Raw genomic sequence first — 18,653 nt, 5'->3', positions numbered from 1 at the left:
CGAGCATTACCGACCTTTTAGCTCCCTTGCTTTATTTGTTTGCGGCAAATACCCGAAAAATCGGGTGCTGGTGGGAGTTTTTGTCCAAAAAATTGAACTTAAACCAATCCAAATTTATGGAAAGTTTCACAAAAAAGCGCAAACTGTTGCTTCTAGTTATGCGAATCACTTGTTTACAATTCCTCGTAAGTGTCATGCTCAGTAGCTTGGCCATAGCCCATGAGAGTTTAGCCCAAGAAGCTCTTCTACGTAATATCAGTCTACAAATTGATAATAAACCACTCAAAGTGGCTTTGGGTATGGTCGAAAAATCGGCTAAAGTCAAATTTACCTACCTACCACAGCTCGTGGCCAAAAACGAAAAAGTAACGGTTTCGGCTATCAATCAGCCCTTAGCTATGGTACTCGATAAACTACTCAAACCGCTCAATTTAAGTTATGAGGCTTCGGGAGAGTATATCATCATCACCAAGGCAGAGGTACAGTCTCTTGAAAAACGAAGTCTGGTTCCGACCAAAGTCTTTGACCAAAACATAAGAGGGCGAGTTGTGGACGAAAAAGGAGAAGGCCTTCCTGGTGTAAGCGTAGTAGTAAAAGGCACGCAACGTGGCGTGACTACCAATCCCAACGGAGAGTTTACATTGTCGGTGCCCGACGAAAAAGCAGTGCTTATCTTTAGCTACGTAGGCTATAGTGCCCAAGAGATTGTGGTGGGAAGTCAGACCATTTTTAATGTATCTCTCAAATCTGACCTCAAAACCCTCAACGAAGTAGTTGTGGTAGGGTACGGTGTTCAGAAAAAAGCCAATCTGACAGGAGCGGTAGATATGATCACAAGCGATGTATTTGACAATCGCCCTCTGACCAACGTCAACCAAGGGCTTCAGGGGGTATTGCCTAACCTTAATATCAAAATGGGGGACGGTAAGCCCAATCAAGCACCTAGCTTCAACATTCGGGGGACTACGTCCATTGGGCAAGGTGGAAACGCGCTTGTTCTTATCGACAACGTGGAAGGAGATCCTAGTTTGCTCAATCCCAACGATATTGCGAGCGTGACGCTTCTAAAAGACGCGGCATCGGCTTCTATCTACGGAGCAAGGGGGGTATTTGGGGTGGTATTGATTACGACCAAAAACCCGACCGCTGGCAAAACGAGCGTTACTTACTCTACCAACTACTCCCTCAAAAACCCCATTGCACGCCCCGATTTAGTCACTGACGGCTACACATGGGCGTCGATGTTTGCCGAATCTTTTGTCAATTTTGGAGGCACTTTTCCTCAAAACGCCAACAAAACACTCAAATTTTCGCAAGCCTATCTCAACGAACTCAAAAGACGGTCAGAAATTGGCGGCTTGCCCGAAGTCGAAATCGACCCCGTCACTGGCGAGTATGTTTATTATGGTAGCACAGACTATTATGGTATTTTGTACAAAGACCGCAACAGCTCCAACGAACACAATCTGAGCATTTCGGGTAGTACTGATAAAGCAAGCTACCTAATCACGGGGCGGTATTTTGGACAAGAAGGGCTATTTCGCTACAACTCTGACGACTATCAGATGTTTAACTTTACGGGCAAAGGTTCTATTCAGCTTTATCCTTGGTTGAAAATCAACAATATGTCGCAGTATTCTGACATGAAATATCACAATCCCCTCAATGTAGGAGAAGGTGGGGGTATATGGCGCAATATCGCCGACGAAGGGCACCCCCTATCACCTCTACTCAATCCAGATGGTACGATCACTTTCTCGGCCGCCTACAGCATCGGTGATTTTTATTATGGTAAAAACGGTATTGATAACCACAAAAAAGTCTTCAGAAATACAACTGGATTTGCGGCACAGTTTTTTAATGACAAACTACGAGTGAAAGGAGACTTTACCATTCAAAATACTGACAACAACGACCGAACCAAATCCGTACCAGTTCCCTATAGCGTAAAGCCTGGCACTATCGCATATGTAGGAACTACTACAAACTCCCTCACTGATGTATATCGTGAAACTACCTATATGACTACCAACTTCTACACAGAGTATGAAAATACTTTCAAAGAAAACCATTATTTAAAGGCATTGGTAGGATATAACTATGAGCAATCTAACTATAAGAGGCTATCAGCGCAGCGAAATGGGCTTATTTTTGAAGATGCCAACGATATTAACCTTGCACTCGGCCAAGCCATTACTACATCGGGGGGCTGGGAGCGTTGGAAAATCCAAGGAGGTTTTGCGCGGCTCAACTATTCTTTTAAAGACCGCTATTTGCTAGAGCTCAACGGTCGTTACGACGGCTCGTCTAAATTCCCTGCCAATCAGCGCTTTGCTTTCTTTCCTTCCTACTCAGTGGGGTGGCGTCTATCCAAAGAATCGTTTTGGAGAGTGCCTGAGCAAGTCATTTCAGATCTGAAGTTGAGAGCGTCTTATGGTTCTTTAGGAAACGGAAATATTGGCTCTTATGCCTATTTAGAGCAGTTTTCGATTTCGCAATCGTCCATGGTACTCAATGGCCAACGTCCCCAACAAACCCGAAACCCAACGGTATTGCCTGAAGGACTTACTTGGGAAACTGCCACCACCAAAAACATCGGTATTGACTTATCAATGCTCTCCAATCGTTTGACTTTTGTGGCTGATGCCTATATCCGTACTACAACCGATATGTTTACGGTCGGGCTTACCTTACCAGCGGTTTTTGGAGCTACTGCTCCTAAGGGAAATTATGCCGACCTAGAAACCAAAGGCTGGGAAACCATGCTTTCGTATAGAGATAAGTTCAACGTTTCTTCTAAACCCTTCAATTTTGACATCCGACTTACTTTGGCCGACTATAATGCCGTCATTACGAAATACAACAATCCTCAAAAACTGTTGAGTGACTATTATGAAGGTCAGCGATTGGGTGAGATTTGGGGCTACACTACCGAAGGCTTTTTCAAATCTGCCGATGATGTCAAAAATAGCGCCAGCCAAAACTTATTCCGTACGGCATCCAATGGACTATGGTTTCCGGGAGATATTAAATTTAGAGATGTCAATGGAGATGGCCAAATTACCCCAGGTACCGACCGCCTTGAAAACCCAGGTGACCGTTCTATTATCGGAAACTCTACTCCACGCTATACCTACGGAATCATGCTTGGGGCGGATTGGAACAATTTCTTCTTTTCGGCCTTCCTTCAAGGGGTAGGCAAACAAAATTGGTATCCGAGTAGAGAAGCAAGCTTATTTTGGGGACAATACAACCGCCCTTATGGAGATGTGCCCAAAAGCCAATTGGGAAATATTTGGACCGAAGACAATCCCGATGCTTATTTCCCAAGATATGTGTCACGGATAGCAAGTAATGCCAATGGTACTTTGAGTGCTCCTCAGACTCGTTATCTTCAAAATGTGGCTTATATGAGGCTAAAAAACATCCAACTTGGGTACAATATTCCACGTAAGGTAGCTTCTAAAATTGGAGCTTCGGCTGCGCGGGTTTTCATCTCTGCCGAAAACATCTGGACACTATCGCCACTTCACAAACGTACCCGTGATTTTGACGTAGAAAGCGCCGTGGCCTCTGACCAAGTATTCAATCCTGGTGGCAACTCTGGCGATGCTTACAACTACCCCATGATGAAAAGTGTGACGGGGGGCTTGTCTGTTACATTCTAACTACTAAACAATGAAGCAAATGAAACTAAAATATATCCTTGTTTTACTAGCTGCGGTCTTCTTGGTAAGCTGCAATTTAGAAGAGCTACCCGAAGCTACCACCTCTAAAGGGCCTATTTTTGGCAGTGAAAGCGGACTTGTATTGTACACCAACTCGTTTTATACGATGTTTAATGGCAAAAATCTCCACCGTGCCGATGCCATGTCTGACTATCTTGCACGCCGCGAATCGCCCCCTTTTATTACAGAAGGCAACTATAGCCCCCAAGTAAGTACAGGCTGGAGTTGGTCGGATTTGCGGAATATCAACTATTTTATCCAAAACTGCAACGACCCTAAAGTCCCCCTCGCGGTTCGTAAAAATTACCTCGGTATTGCTCGTTTTTTTAGAGCATGGTTTTATTTTGATAAAGTAAAACGCTTCGGTGATGTGCCTTGGTACGGCAAAGCACTCGATGTATCAGATGCAGAATTGCTTTACAAAGGACGCGACCCACGTACCTTGGTGATGGATTCGGTAGTAGCAGACTTGGATTATGCCTGCCAAAATATCACCGCGGCCAACGAGCCTACTCGAAGCTTGGTTACAAAATACGTAGCCTATGCCTTCAAATCACGGGTATGCTTATATGAAGGAACTTTCCGAAAATACCATACCAATTTAGGACTGCAAGCCACTTCTTCTAATTTCTTAAATCAAGCTGCTGAAGCTGCCAAAAAAGTAATAGACGAAAGCGGATATAAACTTTTTGACGGTTCGGGTACCGACAAGTCTTACCGACAAGTATTTATTAATCCCGCCCCCGTCACCACCGAAGTGATGCTTTCGGCGGTGTGCGATTTGGCTCTAAATAACCTAAACGACGCCAATTGGTACTGGACCAGTGGTACTTATGGCGACAAAGCGAGTTTTATTCGGACTTTTATCAATACCTATTTGAACATCGACGGTACGCCCTTTACCGACAATCCTGCCTATAAGACCATGCTTTTCAAAGATGAGGTAAAAGGTCGTGATCGACGCCTACAGCAGACCATTCGAGTAGGTGATTATAAGCGCACGAGCGGTGGGCAGTTGGTTCCTTCGCCACCTTTGTTTTCATACACTTATACAGGCTATATGCCCATCAAGTGGACTTTGGATGATATGTATTATGACACCCGCGATTTGAATATCAATTCTATTTCTATTTTTCGCTATGGTGAAGTACTTCTCAACTATGCCGAAGCCAAGGCCGAACTTGGTACACTTACCGATGCTGATTGGGCGCTTTCTATCGGTGCTTTGCGGAAAAGAGCGGGTATCACAGGCGGCTTGACCACCAAACCTACCAAGGTCGATACGTATTTACAGTCAAAGTACTTCCCTGCCATCTCTGACCCTGTGCTACTCGAAGTACGCCGCGAAAGGGGTATTGAGTTGTGTTTGGAAGGTTTTCGTTTCGATGATATCGTAAGATGGAAAAGAGGAGAGCTCATGCAAATGGAATGGAACGGTATGTATGTTCCGGCCCTCAATACACCAATGGACTTAAATGAAGACGGAATTTTGGATGTGGCTTTTTATAAAACAACCGCTCCTACCAAAGTATCAGGAGTGACTTATGTAGAAGTGTCACCCATGATAGCTGGTAAGCCCAACTCTCAGCTTATCTCAGGTGAAACTTCGGGCGAACTAACATGGCTAAACAACATTCCTCGTAAATGGACCGACAAAAACTACTATTACCCCATTCCAACAGGCGATATTATTACCAATCCTAAACTTACCCAAAACCCTGGTTGGTAGAAAAAACAAACAGTAACCCCTATGAATTTCAAGTCATTAGCTCGACCTTTGGTTGAGCTAATGATGTTTATAGCGCAGGAAGCAGAAACAAATTTAAAAAACACTTATTTTCATGCTCAAATCAAGGGAAACTACGAGTTGTGGTTCTATTGCAGGCGACTATCTTTATCTAAGTAATTCTTTAAAATTAGTTTCTATCATTTTTTATTCTGGAAATAGATTTAATCAATTGCGAATCTGTATTTTACGATTAACAATTAACGGATAAGTACTTATGAAAAATACATTCTTATATGTATACCTATTGATTTCTATTTTTTCTTGTAAAAAAAGGGATATGATTGATTCCGATGCCTATGATGCTTTCGCTTATGCCTATTGGAAAAAAGTAGCAGAAGTTGATGAAAAAGGAAATGAAATAAGGGTCAGTGATGCCAATCAATTATTCATACGTACTTGGTCGGGGTGGACAATGACACAGCCTCCCCGAGGCTTAGATAGTTTGTATTTCCAAAAAGACAATAAGATTATTTTCAAAGATCGCGTTGCCAAAACGGATAAAGTTGGAGGTTCAAATCATCTTTATTTGCTCACCGACCGAGGACTACAGATAGAAATGAAATTTGAATTTCCTGATACAACCAATGACTCTGCTTATGTATACGTAAGCAAAATTCAAAATGACAAGGTAGTAAAAGGGTATTTGGATAAATACATATTTGTTAAGCCCGCTGTACTATGATGATCTTTGCCTTTATCTTCGTATGTGATAAAATACGGTGGCCTCACCCTTAAGTTAAGCAAAACCTCAACAAATTGATATAAACTTTCCTATTTCTCATCTTCCCCTTATCAATTACCTGACAAAACAAATACTCCCTTATTCTATTAGCAAGAAAATCTGCAACCCGTAACAAGTATTAAAGCCCACCTTCGACACGGGCAACCGTTCAACAGTAGCGGTTTTTGAAGGCTTTTTTGACTTCTTATCGGCCTTGGTATGGTTTGGACTGGAAAAGCCGCGTATTTCAACGGTGGTACTTAATTCAACCGCTAATCGAAAGAAGGCTCTTGAGTTCCTTTGTCAGTTTGAAAAAGTAAACTGCTTCCTCGACCGTGATAGAGCAGGAATTGAGTGTTTTAGACTTTTACAGGAACGTGACGGGCTTAACGCCAAAGACTGTTCAGGTATTTATGAAAGGCAAAATGATTTTAGTGGATTCTTAATGAAACAAAATTAAGTCATCAAAAAACACCATTGTCTGAATACAACATAAATTTTACTAATTTTAAACTATCCAATCAATGGGGCTATTATATTAGCTAAGTTGGCTACTAGAATTACTTTGTAAAAAATCGCTCTCCCCCGCAATTATGTACCTAATAAACTCCCAATCATTTCCAAAATCTTTTTCAATTTCACGTAAATTCTTTTTCATTCTTTGTATATTTGAATCTGAAATCCGAACACCATCGAATATATCATTACAACACACAAACTCCCAGTTTGTTTTAGCAAAGTAAAGTGCTATATCCCTTTCTTTTCTAAACATTTCCCATACTTCTTCTGCGCTATCATAATAAACCAGTAATTGACTCTCTGTTTCTAAAAGATTTTTACCATGCCTTGCTAAATCTAAATTCATCAAATAATTATCATATACTATTTGATAATTAGATATAAATTTCTCCTTTATACTAGCAGATTCCTCTCTAAATTGATTCGCCCGATCATACCTCCCACCCTTTGCATAACCTACGGCAATGGCACATACAATTCCATTTAATTGGGCATGAAAATTGTGATTTTCGGGATATAATTCACAAAGTCCCCTTGCTTTATCAAGAGCATAATTGCATAATTCGAAATGAGATGCTATAAAATTTAAACTCTTTGATAGCTGTCGAATTATATCGCATAAAACTAATGAGTAAATATAATTTATATACTCATTTTGAGAAAATGCAGCTATTATTACCTCTAAACCATTAAAGTATTTATTTATTTGATCATTTTTAAAATTCACTAAACCGTCCAATATCCCATTTCTTAACGCATTAACGTATTGAGCCATTATTAGTTGACTGTGAGGATACTTCAGAGTATAACTATGTGTAATTTCTAAATAACGAATTAGTTTATTTGTTTCTTTTTGTTGTCCAAAATAGCTAGTAAAGTTCATCGTAATAGTGCTCAACCAAATACATACGCCTTCCATATCTAAATCGCCTACGCTAGTTTGAATTTCTAAAAAAAATTTCTCTTTCTCAGAAATAGATATTTTAGGCAAAAACAAAGGGTTGCATATAAAATTTCTATATATACTCCACGCAATCCAAGATTGTAAATTTAAACTATTAATTGGTTTTGTATTCAAAAGTATTTTATATACTAATAAATTAGTCTCAGTACAATCATCAAAATCTTGTAGTAACATCGAAAGCATAAACACAAAATTATCTGGTTTATGGCTCCATAATTCACTTAGCAAAGCTAAAATGTTATCCTTACCGTTACTTGACCCTTCAATCATTTTTGAAAAATGCCTTATGACAAAATACTCTCCAAGTATGTCGGGTTCTAACCCTAAATAATGTATTTTGTCACCAATAAGTAAAGATGAAGATATTCTATTATAAATATCATTATCTATTTGGATTGAAGGATTAAACCACACATAGTTATTCGAATCCAAATGAGCTATGAATTCATTTGACACTCCTCTAAGCAAAGTTGCTATTACAAGTAAAGTTTTATGCTTCTCGTAAATCGGTTTCTCAACCTTATTTAAATTCCATACCTTATTTTCTTCGCGTACAATTAATTTTCCAAGCAATTCACTTTTATTCCAACCTCTTATATCATCCCCTTCTACTAAAGCAACACCTGCTAAAAAAGCGAACAACGGTCTCTTTAAATTATCAATATTATATAAATACATCAACAATTCTTTTTTTTCATAGGCAATATTTTTCTCTTTTTTTAGATGCACCTCTTGTATTATTCCCCAAAGTATGTCATCACTAGCATCAGATAAAACAATTGGGCTTAAATCATTAGTATATGAGGAATTTTCAACTTCAATTTCAATAGAGAATTTCTCTATTATCTCTTTAGTTAGTTCACGGTCTATTAATAAAACCCTAACACTATACTTAAACAGGCTTTGGCGACTTTCTAATATTTTTAATAATTCAACAATTAAATCACTTTTTTCATTTGCATAATCAATAACAATAAAAGTATTTCTAACTGGCATCCATTTATGCCAAAGTTGAGTATTTTCGAGCAAACTTTTTTCTATAAATCCTGCATAAAAATCCCACAATTTAAGTTGAATACATAATTCATACGCTATTCTACTTTTGCCTGAGCCACCCTTTCCAGTTAAATACCACCAATAAAAATTTTTATCAGCTTTATTAGTTAAAGCAAATTTTCTGAGAGAATCTATTTCCAGCTCCCTTCCTAAAAAGGTAGTGTATTGAGCTTTATAACGAAAATCATAGGCATCTCTCTTATATGTATCTATCGAAGGCACTAATAAATCCGGTTGATTCTGTTTATTTATTTCACTTAGAATCTCCGTCCTTATATCACTTATTTGTCTACTGACAGAAGGAATAAGTTGTAATAACAATTCATTTAAGTTCAAGATATCTTTAGTATATCCAGTTAGTACGTCTGTATTTGATTTAAGTGTGGATAATATTTCGTGAGCTTGAAAAAGCAATTCTTGGTTCTTTCTATTCAGCTCTATACTTAATTCAAGTAAGGATAGTGTATATTCAACAAAAGCTTTTTTATGATCTTCATTTGTAAGTTGGTCGTGCAACTTATCAACAAAAACTACAATAAATCTTTCGACAAAAACTTTTTCAAAATTTTCTGGCAAAGAACTTTCTTTAATATACTTATCTTTCCAATCTTCGAATGGAGTAGCTAGTAGATATTCAAATGAATTGGCGAAATTTTTGACAAGTTCATAATTAGTTTGTTGGGTTATATCAAAATTTATAAAATCAATATTGATATAGTGGGCAATTAAACTAGAAATTGCACTTTGAGACTCATCGTTAGATTCATTATAATGTTCAAGAAGATTTCTTTCCAAGGCTGGAAATGTATTTTTAAGTGCCTTCTTTATAATTTTATCTAATTCTTGGTTTTTACCTTGAAACACTTTTGTCAACTTAGCAACCAATTCCCCAAATTTGTTTCCCGTAAGTGCGCCTACAGTTGTACCCAGTACCTCTTTACTAAGAAATACAGGCAGTGCAAAAGGCAATATCGCAGGGTTTACCAATGCATATGCTACCCCTACCCATATTGTAATTTGGGCTAAATTCGCACCAAATTCAACTACCTTTTCCTTCGTAACAGTTTTCATATTGTTATAAGTTATTGGAACCTGATCAATTTCCAAACTCGTTGTTGATGACCTGCATTCTCTAAGGAGAAATAACAATTAAGCTGTCAAAGTATTTTGAGTGCAGACTTGGGCATTTATTAAAGAAACAAAGAGTAAGGCAAGCAGATATACAAAGTGTTTCATATGATAGATAGGTCATTAACTGAAACTATTCTAACAAGGAAATCAAAGGTTTAGAACAAAAAAAGGCTGTAAATCGTTGATTTACAGCCAGTTGCAGAGAGAGAGGGATTCGAACCCCCGGACCTGTTACAGTCAACGGTTTTCAAGACCGCCGCATTCGACCACTCTGCCATCTCTCTAATTTTTGCCCCAGAGCTCGTTGCTTTGGGACTGCAAAGGTAGATGTTTTAAATCGTTTGTCAAGCGTTTTCAGTAAAATTTTTCAAAAAAAATTGAGATAAAATTCCTAAAAAATACCGCTCTGAGAGCAATATTTTGATAATCAAAGACTTGCCCTTATGAAAGTGCTTGTGCTAAATCTGCTATCAAATCATCAACATGCTCTAGTCCTACCGAAATACGCAACAAATTCTTAGGACTGACCGAATGCGCTCCTTCTGCCGTAGCACGATGCTCTATCAAACTTTCTACCCCTCCTAAGCTAGTAGCTCGTACAAATACCTTCACCCTGCTTTTAACTCTCAATGCTTCTTCCGCCCCTCCTTTGACTTGTATCGATAGCATACCACCGCCTGATAGCATTTGTTTTTGGGCAACTTCATAACCCAAATGACTCTCTAATGTGGGGTAATGTACTGCTTCCAAACCAGAATGAGTACTTAAAAAATGCGCCAACTGAGTGGCATTGGCCGATTGCTGACGCACGCGTAGAGGTAAGGTTTTAATACCGCGCAAAATCAACCAACAATCAAAAGGCGACGGCACAGCCCCTCCTAGTGTCTGAATTTGCCGGGCTTTTTCGGCCAATGGGCTATTTTCTTTAAAAATCAAAGCTCCACTGAGCAAATCACTGTGTCCTCCAAAATACTTGGTAGCAGAGTGCATTGATACATCACAACCCCACTCAAGCGGACGCTGTAAAATGGGAGTGGCCCAAGTATTGTCACATAGGGAGTAAGCACCCTTTTGACGTGCTAAGTCGGCGATAGCCTTAATATCCGCAATTTTAAGTTGTGGATTTGAAGGGGTTTCTATCCATACAAGTTTGGTATTTGACTTAAAGCTGCGGGCTACTGCTTCTACATTTCCCATATCGACTTTGGAATATTCTAACCCCCATATACGCATCACATCTTCTAGCAATGCGGGAGTACCATAGTAGGCGTCGTCGGGGATAATCACGTGGTCACCAGGTTTTAAACATTGAAAAATAGTGCTCGCAGCCGCCTGTCCCGATGCAAATGCCATCCCAATAGCCCCTCCCTCCAAAGCTGCGTAGGCTTTTTCCAAGGCATTGCGATTAGGGTTGCTGGCTCTAGTATAAATATGTCCGTGCGGCATACTGCCGTCTGCTTCTCTCTCAAAAGTAGTAGAGAGATAAATTGGCGGTACTACTGCACTGGCATTGGCGTCGTGAAATTGGGTACTTTGAATGGCAAGTGTTTCTATATTCATGCTTAAAATGAGTGTTTGAATCGATGGTCAACTAACTACACAATTTTACAGCAAATCTTTTTGAATCAAAAATTAGTTGTGTAGGTTTGTAATATAGTATGCAAGCAGAACATTAGCTTGTAAGATTATGGATTCAAAATCAGATTTTTAGTACTTACCTTTTCTTTCTGCATGTCATGAATTTGGAAACTTTTCAGCTTAACATAGAATCTCATCTTGCGCATGTTACTTTCAACCGCCCCGAACGCGCCAATGCCCTTAATCAAAAAGCATGGGACGAAATGAAAAGTATATTTGAAGATTTAGATGAAAATGAAGACGTAAGAGTAATCATCCTTAGCGGAGCAGGCAAACACTTTTGCGCTGGTATTGATTTAGAATTATTGATGAATGTCGCTCAGTTTTCGCAAAAATGCGAAGGCCGAAAACGCGAGCAACTTCGCAAAAAAATCCTTGACTTACAAGCTCCTATCAACGCTATCGAGCAATGTAGCAAGCCCGTTATTGCGGCGATTCATGGAGGATGTATTGGCGCAGGGGTGGATATTGCAAGTGCTTGCGATATGCGCTATGCCGTCTCCGATGCTTTTTTTACGGTCAAAGAAATAGACATGGGCATGGTCGCCGACTTAGGTACGCTCCAACGTTTACCCAAAATCATTGCCCCTGGCATAGCCCGCGAAATGGCTTTTACGGGGCGAAACGTGAGCGGACAAGAAGCCGAACGCATTGGGCTGGTCAATCGAAGTTTTGAAAACTCTGATGTAATGAATTCCGAAATTCTCAAAATAGCCCAACTCATTGCCAGCAAATCTCCTTTGGCTATCAGAGGCATCAAAACTGTCATGAACTATTCGAGAGATCATTCTGTGAGCGATGGACTTGAATACATTGCTAACTGGAATGCAGCCATGCTGCTGTCTGATGATTTAACCGAAGCATTTCAGGCCAAAATACAAAAGCGCGAAGCTACTTTTAAGTAGGATTAAGGCACAACCTTATTTAACCCATTGATTTACAACAAACAAGCATCTCATTAACGCATTTCCAAATTAGTACATTCACTTATATTTTTAGCGCTTAAACTCTTTCCATGAACTATTCTCAACCTATGCTACGCGAAGGCTCTTTGGCGGGCAAAACCATCATCGTCACGGGCGGCGGCACTGGCCTTGGCAAATCGATGGCTAAATATTTTCTTGAATTGGGTGCCAATGTGGTCATCTGTAGCCGTCGTTTAGCGGTGTTAGAAGCCACTGCCCAAGAACTCACCGAAGCCACTGGTGGGCAAGTCTTGGCCGCAGAATGTGACGTCCGAAAAACCGACCAGATTGAAGCTGTCATTGAAGCGGGTATCAGTCGATTTGGTGCAGTTCATGGTTTGGTCAACAACTCCGCTGGCAATTTTATCAGTCCTACCGAACGGCTTTCTTACAAAGCTATCGATACCGTGGTGGATATTGTTTTAAGAGGAACGTACTACTTTACCCTTGCGATTGGGAAATATTGGATTGAAAACCAAATCAAAGGCACTATCCTCAACATATCCACTACTTATGCTTGGACAGGTTCTGGCTGGGTAGTACCTTCAGCTATGGCCAAAGCGGGTGCCTTGGCAATGACCAAGTCCTTGGCTTATGAATGGGGGCAATACGGCATCAGGCTCAACGCAATCGCACCGGGGCCTTTTCCTACCAAGGGAGCTTGGGACCGTCTTTTTCCGAAAGATTTGGCCGAAAAATTTGCTTTCGAAAACCGTATTCCTCTTCACCGCACGGGCGAGCATCAAGAATTAGCCAATCTCGCGGCCTATCTCATGTCCGATTTTTCGGCTTATATGACGGGCGAAGTCATTACGCTCGATGGAGGGGAAGTATTAAACGGGGGGCAGTTTAATTTCTTACGAGAAGTCACTCCCCAAATGTGGGATATTTTGGAAGCCCAAATCAAAAACGCCAACCGCGCTAGTAAGCAAGAAGGCAAGTCTGAGGGGTAAGTTTTTTGTAAGCTGATTCGATAATCTTGAATCAGCTTACCCTACTTTCGCCCGTTTAGTTCGCTTTTCTGTCCGCTTCATTTCTTTTCTTACTCGCTCTTTTCTCGTTCTTGCCTCATTTTGTAGCAAACAATGTCACAAAACAGTTATGCTACAAATCTTAAAACACTTCCTTTTTGCTTTATTAGTAGTACATTCTGCCCTAGGCCAAAACAAGTACACTATCAGTGGTACTATCAAAGACGCCAAAACAGGCGAAACTATGATTGGGGTCACCGTTCGTGTCAAAGAACTCCCCAACACCGGCACCATTTGCAATGAATACGGTTTTTATTCCCTCACTTTACCTCAAGGTAATTATACCCTAGCGGCTAGCTTGATTGGCTATGATACCAAAGAAACACAGGTTGTTCTTACGTCTAACCAAAAGCTAGATTTTCAGATTTTGGAAACCACGGCGCTGTTAGCTGAAGTAGTTGTTAAAGCCACTTCCGACAACGACAAGATAACAAACCCTACCATGGGGGTTGAGAAGCTAAGTATCAAAGAAATCAATAATATCCCGGCTTTAATGGGCGAACGAGACCCTCTCAAAATAATGCAGCTTTTGCCCGGAATCAAGTCGGCAGGAGAAGGCAATAGTGGTTTTAATGTACGGGGTGGCAATGCTGACCAAAATCTCATTCTTCTTGACGAAGCTCCTGTTTACAATGCGTCTCACCTGTTGGGGTTTTTCTCTACTTTCAATGCCGACGCTATCAAAGATTTATCCATTTACAAGGGCGGTATGCCCGCGCAATATGGGGGTAGATTATCTTCGGTACTAGATGTCAAAATGAACGACGGCAACAATCAAGACTATCACGTAGGAGGAGGCATCGGTCTGATTTCGAGTCGATTGTCGATAGAAGGACCTTTACAAAAAGACAAGAGTTCATTTCTTATTACCGGGCGCCGTACCTATGCCGATGCTTTTCTTAAGCTTTCTTCCGACCCTGATATCAACCAAAACACACTTTACTTTTATGACCTCAATGCCAAAATGAACTATACTTTTTCGGACAAAAACCGACTTTACTTATCGGGTTATTTTGGTCGAGACAAGTTTGGCTTGGGGGATTTGTTTGGTATCAACTGGGGCAATGCCACTGGCACGCTTCGTTGGAATCACCTTTTCAACGAAAAACTATTTAGCAATACTTCACTCATTTATAGCAATTACGATTATAGCGTCAGTATCGCCAATGGTAGCAATGAATTTAACCTATCTTCTTCTATCAAAGATTTCAACCTCAAACAAGAATTTAGCTATTTTCCTAATCCCAAAAATGCAATGCGGTTTGGGGTAAATTTCATACACCATACCCTTAGCCCCCGCAACCGTATCGCCAATGCCCCAAATTCAAGTGTCAACAACACTAGCGAACCCAATCGAACCGCCCTTGAAAATGCCGCTTTTTTTAGCAACAAATGGCAGCCTTCCTCTCAGTTTAGTATGGAATATGGACTACGCATGACCTCTTTCTTGACCTTAGATAGTACCCAGAGCCAGACACATTATTTCAATGTAGAGCCTAGGCTTTCGGTAGCATACATCGCAAGTCCCTCGCTTTCGGTCAAAGGTTCTTATACCAGAAATGTACAAAACCTCCATTTGCTCACCAATTCCAATGCCTCTTCACCTACCGACCGCTGGCTCATGAGCACAGCTCACATCAAACCCGAAATAGCCGACCAAGTGTCTTTTGGAATTTTTAAAAACCTCCACAATAATGCTTACGAACTAAGTACAGAGGTGTATTACAAAACCATGAAAAACCAAATAGATTATAAAGACGGAGCCGACTTAACCTACAACGACCAAATTGAATCACAACTCCTTTTTGGGCAAGGAAGGGCTTATGGGATAGAGTTTTTGGTACGTAAAAACAACGGCAAACTTACAGGTTGGGTGGGCTATACCCTTTCTCGTACCGAAAAACAAATCGACGGTATCAATCAAGGTCAATGGTACGCAGCCAAGCAAGACCGTACCCACGACTTATCGGTGGTGGGTGTCTACAAGCTTTCTAGTAAATGGACTTTTTCAGGAACGTGGGTTTACAATACCGGCAATGCCGTCACTTTTCCGACGGGCAAATACCGGATTGATGATGCGGTAGTTTTTCAATATTCGGAGCGGAATGGGTATCGGATGCCTGATTATCACCGACTTGACTTGGGGGCTACGCTCAAATTCAACAAACGGAAGCATTTCGATTCGGATCTTTCGTTTGGGATTTACAATGCCTATGGTAGAGCTAATCCTTGGGCCATCAATTTTGAAGAGAATGGCGATACGACCGAAGTTCAACGCGTGTCGCTTTTTAAGTATGTTCCTTACATTACTTACAATTTCAAATTTTAAATGTTTACGCAGCTGCTTTTCCAGTTGTCAATCGCTGTAATTATTACCAAAAAATGAGTCAATGGAGACACATAACTTCCGCACTCCACTAAAATTTCCCATTACATCCATGAAATCTCCCAATACACTTATTCTCAACTCTTTATTGCTAGTGTTTAGTTTAGTCAGTCTTACTTCTTGCGTTGATACGATTCAATTGGACTTAAGAGAAGTAGAACCGCAATTGGTCATTGAGGGGAAAATTACCAATACCCCTTCCGAAAATGAAGTAATCATCACTACAAGCGTCGATTTTCAATTGAAAAACGAATTCCCCCCCATCACAACGGCCGACGTAAGCCTTACCGACCAAACAACTGGCGAGTCAGAAAAGCTCATTCAAACTTCAGCAGGTGTATATGCTATCACTGCCCTCAAAGGTATAGAAGGACACACCTATGCTTTAAAAGTAGCCTACAATGGTCAAATATATTCGGCGACCTCCACCATGCCCCAACAAGTGAATTTTGAAGAATTGACCTACGAAGAAGGGCCTCGCAGACCACAAAATAACTCTCAAACCCGCATGGTAGCTATTTTTAAAGACCCTGCATCGACCGAAAACTTCTATCGGTGGATTACTTATGGCAACGGCATACAGTCTAGGACGGTGTTTGTACGTTCTGATGCTTTTACAAATGGTAATTCAATCCGCCAATCCATCAATAGCGACATAGATATTGCCGCAAATGATGCCATTACTGTCGAAATGCAATGTATATCCAAAGAGGCTTATGAGTATTTCAATACGCTTATGAGACTCCAAGGTGATGGGGTTAATCAAGGCACTACTCCTACCAATCCGCCAAGCAATATTGTTGGAGGTGCTTTAGGTTATTTCAGTGCACACACCTCTCAAAAGCAAACAGTAGTGATAAAGCCATAAAGACTACTTATGAAGATTTTTTCAAAAATTGGGTTGGCAATGTAGAGAATGGTAATTTTGGAAACATTGAGATTTTAAGATTTGCATATGAAAAAATACCAAATAAAAACCGGAGCCGTCATCTCTTTTTTTATCTCAATTCTGGCGCTACTGCCAAGGATTATTCGCTTTGACATGGATAATGTGAGCAATATCACCGAAAACCTCTTCTTTACATTTACATTTTCATTTCTCTGTTGGACCCTTTTACAAATACTTTTTCAAAGCCCTCGTTTTACAAATATTTATTTCAGGTTTTGGGTGGGGATATGTGGTTGCATGGTTCTCTCGCTGTTTCATTATTCTTTTTTTATTCAGCTTCTCCCCCAACCTACTATTTCATTTTTTTTTAATGGTTTATCTTGGAAACAGCGCCTAGGAATTGTGCTTTTTAGAGGCATGATGGTAGGCGGGGTTTTGTCGTTTATTATTTACTACTTCAACTTACTGCTTCGTACCCAAAAAATTCAGTTAGAGATAGAGCACTTAAAGCAAGATAATTTATCGGCACGTCTTGGTTCGCTCAAACAACAAATCAGTCCTCATTTCTTATTTAATTCATTGAATACCCTCAAAACATTGACTGAGGAAGAAAATGTAAAAAATTATGTGATTCAACTTTCAAACGTATATCGCTATTTGCTTCATCATTCAGAACGTCATTTAGCTCTTGTCGAAGAAGAACTTAACTTTGTAAAATCTTACTTTTACATTTTACAAGAGCGTTTTGAAGATGCACTTTTGATTGACATTAAGGTATCTCCTGAGACTTTGAAATGTAGTATTCCTCCATTATCATTACAAATACTTGTCGAAAATAGTATAAAGCACAATGTCATTTCTCTCAACAAACCACTCACAATCAGTATTTTTGATGAAAATGACTACTTAGTTGTTCAAAACAATCTACAGCCAAAAAAATCAGTAGAGGAAAGTACGGGAATAGGACTTAAAAACATCATTAGTCGATATGCCTTACTGGCCGACAAACCAGTCGAAATCTCTCAAACTTCTCCTACTTTTACGGTCAAACTTCCTTTGCTCTTATGTCACAAATACTCATCATAGAAGACGAGATCAAAGCCGCAAAAGAACTTAAGCGGATGCTCGAAGATATATACCCTGAAGCTACGATTATGGGTATATTACCCTCTGTTGAAGAATCTATTGAGTGGTTAAACCAACATCCCAGCCCTGATCTTATCTTTTCGGATATTCAGCTAGCTGACGGCCTCAGTTTTGACATTTTCAAGGAAGTCAAGATACAAGCCCCTGTTATTTTTTGTACTGCTTTTGATGAGTACGCCATTCGAGCATTTGAGACCAATGGCATCGATTATCTTCTCAAACCTATTGATAAAGATCGATTACAACAAGGGCTATCTAAACTAACTACCCTAAAAAACGCCTTTAAAGCCCCCAATACCCAACTGGATAACCTTCTGGCGGTTCTTAAGCCTTCGCATAAATCGACGTTATTGGTTTATTTCAAAGACAAAATCCTCCCCGTCAAAGCCCATGAAATTGCCTTTTTTTATTACGAAAATGGAACATTGGCGGCCTATACTCACAAAAACCTCCGCTATCAGCTACATTATTCGCTTGACGACCTTGAAAATCAGCTCGATTCGCAAATGTTTTACCGCGCCAATCGGCAGTTTATCGTCCACAAAGATGCTATCATTTCAGTAGAGCAGTATTTTGCGCGGAAGTTAGTTCTAAAACTTAGTTTAACTACTCCCGAAACAATCTTGGTGAGCAAAGCCAAAGCCTCTCATTTTCTTCGTTGGATGGAACAATAGGAATAAAAGTAAATCA

Annotated in this window: 11 protein-coding genes, 1 tRNA gene and 1 pseudogene; 10 read left to right on the top strand and 3 right to left on the bottom strand. The window is 40.1% G+C overall.

All coding sequences use genetic code 11. From position 1 onward, the window contains the following. The first annotated feature begins 116 nt into the window (after positions 1–116). From P1X15_RS15920 to P1X15_RS32585, 4 genes and pseudogenes are all read left to right on the top strand, one after another. Complete coding sequence (locus P1X15_RS15920; RefSeq protein WP_277339120.1) at positions 117–3,668, top strand: TonB-dependent receptor; 3,552 nt, start codon at positions 117–119, stop codon at positions 3,666–3,668. A gap of 19 nt (positions 3,669–3,687) precedes the next feature. Next, positions 3,688–5,457: a RagB/SusD family nutrient uptake outer membrane protein gene (locus tag P1X15_RS15915; RefSeq protein WP_277339119.1), complete on the top strand. Its 1,770-nt coding sequence runs from the start codon at positions 3,688–3,690 to the stop codon at positions 5,455–5,457. A gap of 337 nt (positions 5,458–5,794) precedes the next feature. Continuing rightward, positions 5,795–6,199: a hypothetical protein gene (locus P1X15_RS15910; RefSeq protein WP_277339118.1), complete on the top strand. Its 405-nt coding sequence runs from the start codon at positions 5,795–5,797 to the stop codon at positions 6,197–6,199. Positions 6,200–6,431: 232 nt separating this feature from the next. After that, positions 6,432–6,698: pseudogene (locus P1X15_RS32585) on the top strand (toprim domain-containing protein); the annotation flags it as partial. Positions 6,699–6,776: 78 nt separating this feature from the next. On the opposite strand, the gene P1X15_RS15905 reads toward P1X15_RS32585, so the two are convergent. The 3 genes from P1X15_RS15905 to P1X15_RS15895 form a co-directional block, all read right to left on the bottom strand. Continuing rightward, positions 6,777–9,848: a hypothetical protein gene (locus P1X15_RS15905; RefSeq protein WP_277339117.1), complete on the bottom strand. Its 3,072-nt coding sequence runs from the start codon at positions 9,846–9,848 to the stop codon at positions 6,777–6,779. Between the two features lie 259 nt (positions 9,849–10,107). Beyond that, positions 10,108–10,192: transfer RNA gene (locus tag P1X15_RS15900), tRNA-Ser, on the bottom strand. Positions 10,193–10,349: 157 nt separating this feature from the next. Continuing rightward, positions 10,350–11,468: a PLP-dependent aspartate aminotransferase family protein gene (locus P1X15_RS15895; protein WP_277339116.1), complete on the bottom strand. Its 1,119-nt coding sequence runs from the start codon at positions 11,466–11,468 to the stop codon at positions 10,350–10,352. 176 nt (positions 11,469–11,644) lie between these two features. Here P1X15_RS15895 and P1X15_RS15890 point away from each other — a divergent pair, with 176 nt between their 5' ends. The 6 genes from P1X15_RS15890 (at position 11,645) to P1X15_RS15865 (ending at position 18,637) form a co-directional block, all read left to right on the top strand. After that, the gene (locus P1X15_RS15890; protein WP_277339115.1) at positions 11,645–12,451 is read left to right on the top strand and encodes a crotonase/enoyl-CoA hydratase family protein; all 807 of its coding nucleotides are present in this window, start codon (positions 11,645–11,647) and stop codon (positions 12,449–12,451) included. A 110-nt stretch (positions 12,452–12,561) separates the two neighbouring features. Then, positions 12,562–13,464 carry an SDR family oxidoreductase gene (locus P1X15_RS15885; RefSeq protein ID WP_277339114.1) on the top strand — a complete coding sequence of 301 codons (903 nt, stop codon included), beginning with the start codon at positions 12,562–12,564 and terminating at the stop codon, positions 13,462–13,464. Positions 13,465–13,612: 148 nt separating this feature from the next. Beyond that, the gene (locus tag P1X15_RS15880; protein ID WP_277339113.1) at positions 13,613–15,871 is read left to right on the top strand and encodes a TonB-dependent receptor; all 2,259 of its coding nucleotides are present in this window, start codon (positions 13,613–13,615) and stop codon (positions 15,869–15,871) included. Positions 15,872–15,980: 109 nt separating this feature from the next. Next, positions 15,981–16,796 (top strand): DUF4249 domain-containing protein, encoded by an 816-nt coding sequence (locus P1X15_RS15875; protein ID WP_277339112.1) that lies wholly within the window; start codon positions 15,981–15,983, stop codon positions 16,794–16,796. Positions 16,797–16,883: 87 nt separating this feature from the next. Further along, the gene (locus P1X15_RS15870) at positions 16,884–17,903 is read left to right on the top strand and encodes a sensor histidine kinase (RefSeq protein WP_277339111.1); all 1,020 of its coding nucleotides are present in this window, start codon (positions 16,884–16,886) and stop codon (positions 17,901–17,903) included. Next, a complete protein-coding gene (locus P1X15_RS15865; RefSeq protein ID WP_277339110.1) occupies positions 17,882–18,637 on the top strand; it encodes a LytTR family DNA-binding domain-containing protein in 756 nt (251 codons plus the stop codon). The genes P1X15_RS15870 and P1X15_RS15865 overlap by 22 nt, the downstream gene beginning before the upstream one ends. Positions 18,638–18,653 lie beyond the last annotated feature (16 nt).

Source organism: Runella sp. MFBS21, from assembly GCF_029433105.1.
Classification (GTDB): domain Bacteria; phylum Bacteroidota; class Bacteroidia; order Cytophagales; family Spirosomataceae; genus Runella.
The sequence above is the reverse complement of the archived record's forward strand: the minus strand, read 5'-3'. Positions and strand labels throughout refer to the sequence as shown.

What these genes read in the sequence shown, in the direction of transcription:
- P1X15_RS15865 (WP_277339110.1), top strand. Translation starts at nt 17,882, where the DNA reads ATGTCACAAATACTCATCATAGAAGACGAGATCAAAGCCGCAAAAGAA.
- P1X15_RS15890 (WP_277339115.1), top strand. Translation starts at nt 11,645, where the DNA reads ATGAATTTGGAAACTTTTCAGCTTAACATAGAATCTCATCTTGCGCAT.
- P1X15_RS15875 (WP_277339112.1), top strand. Translation starts at nt 15,981, where the DNA reads ATGAAATCTCCCAATACACTTATTCTCAACTCTTTATTGCTAGTGTTT.
- P1X15_RS15895 (WP_277339116.1), bottom strand. Translation starts at nt 11,468, where the DNA reads ATGAATATAGAAACACTTGCCATTCAAAGTACCCAATTTCACGACGCC.
- P1X15_RS15870 (WP_277339111.1), top strand. Translation starts at nt 16,884, where the DNA reads ATGAAAAAATACCAAATAAAAACCGGAGCCGTCATCTCTTTTTTTATC.
- P1X15_RS15915 (WP_277339119.1), top strand. Translation starts at nt 3,688, where the DNA reads ATGAAACTAAAATATATCCTTGTTTTACTAGCTGCGGTCTTCTTGGTA.
- P1X15_RS15885 (WP_277339114.1), top strand. Translation starts at nt 12,562, where the DNA reads ATGAACTATTCTCAACCTATGCTACGCGAAGGCTCTTTGGCGGGCAAA.
- P1X15_RS15905 (WP_277339117.1), bottom strand. Translation starts at nt 9,848, where the DNA reads ATGAAAACTGTTACGAAGGAAAAGGTAGTTGAATTTGGTGCGAATTTA.
- P1X15_RS15880 (WP_277339113.1), top strand. Translation starts at nt 13,613, where the DNA reads ATGCTACAAATCTTAAAACACTTCCTTTTTGCTTTATTAGTAGTACAT.
- P1X15_RS15920 (WP_277339120.1), top strand. Translation starts at nt 117, where the DNA reads ATGGAAAGTTTCACAAAAAAGCGCAAACTGTTGCTTCTAGTTATGCGA.
- P1X15_RS15910 (WP_277339118.1), top strand. Translation starts at nt 5,795, where the DNA reads ATGATTGATTCCGATGCCTATGATGCTTTCGCTTATGCCTATTGGAAA.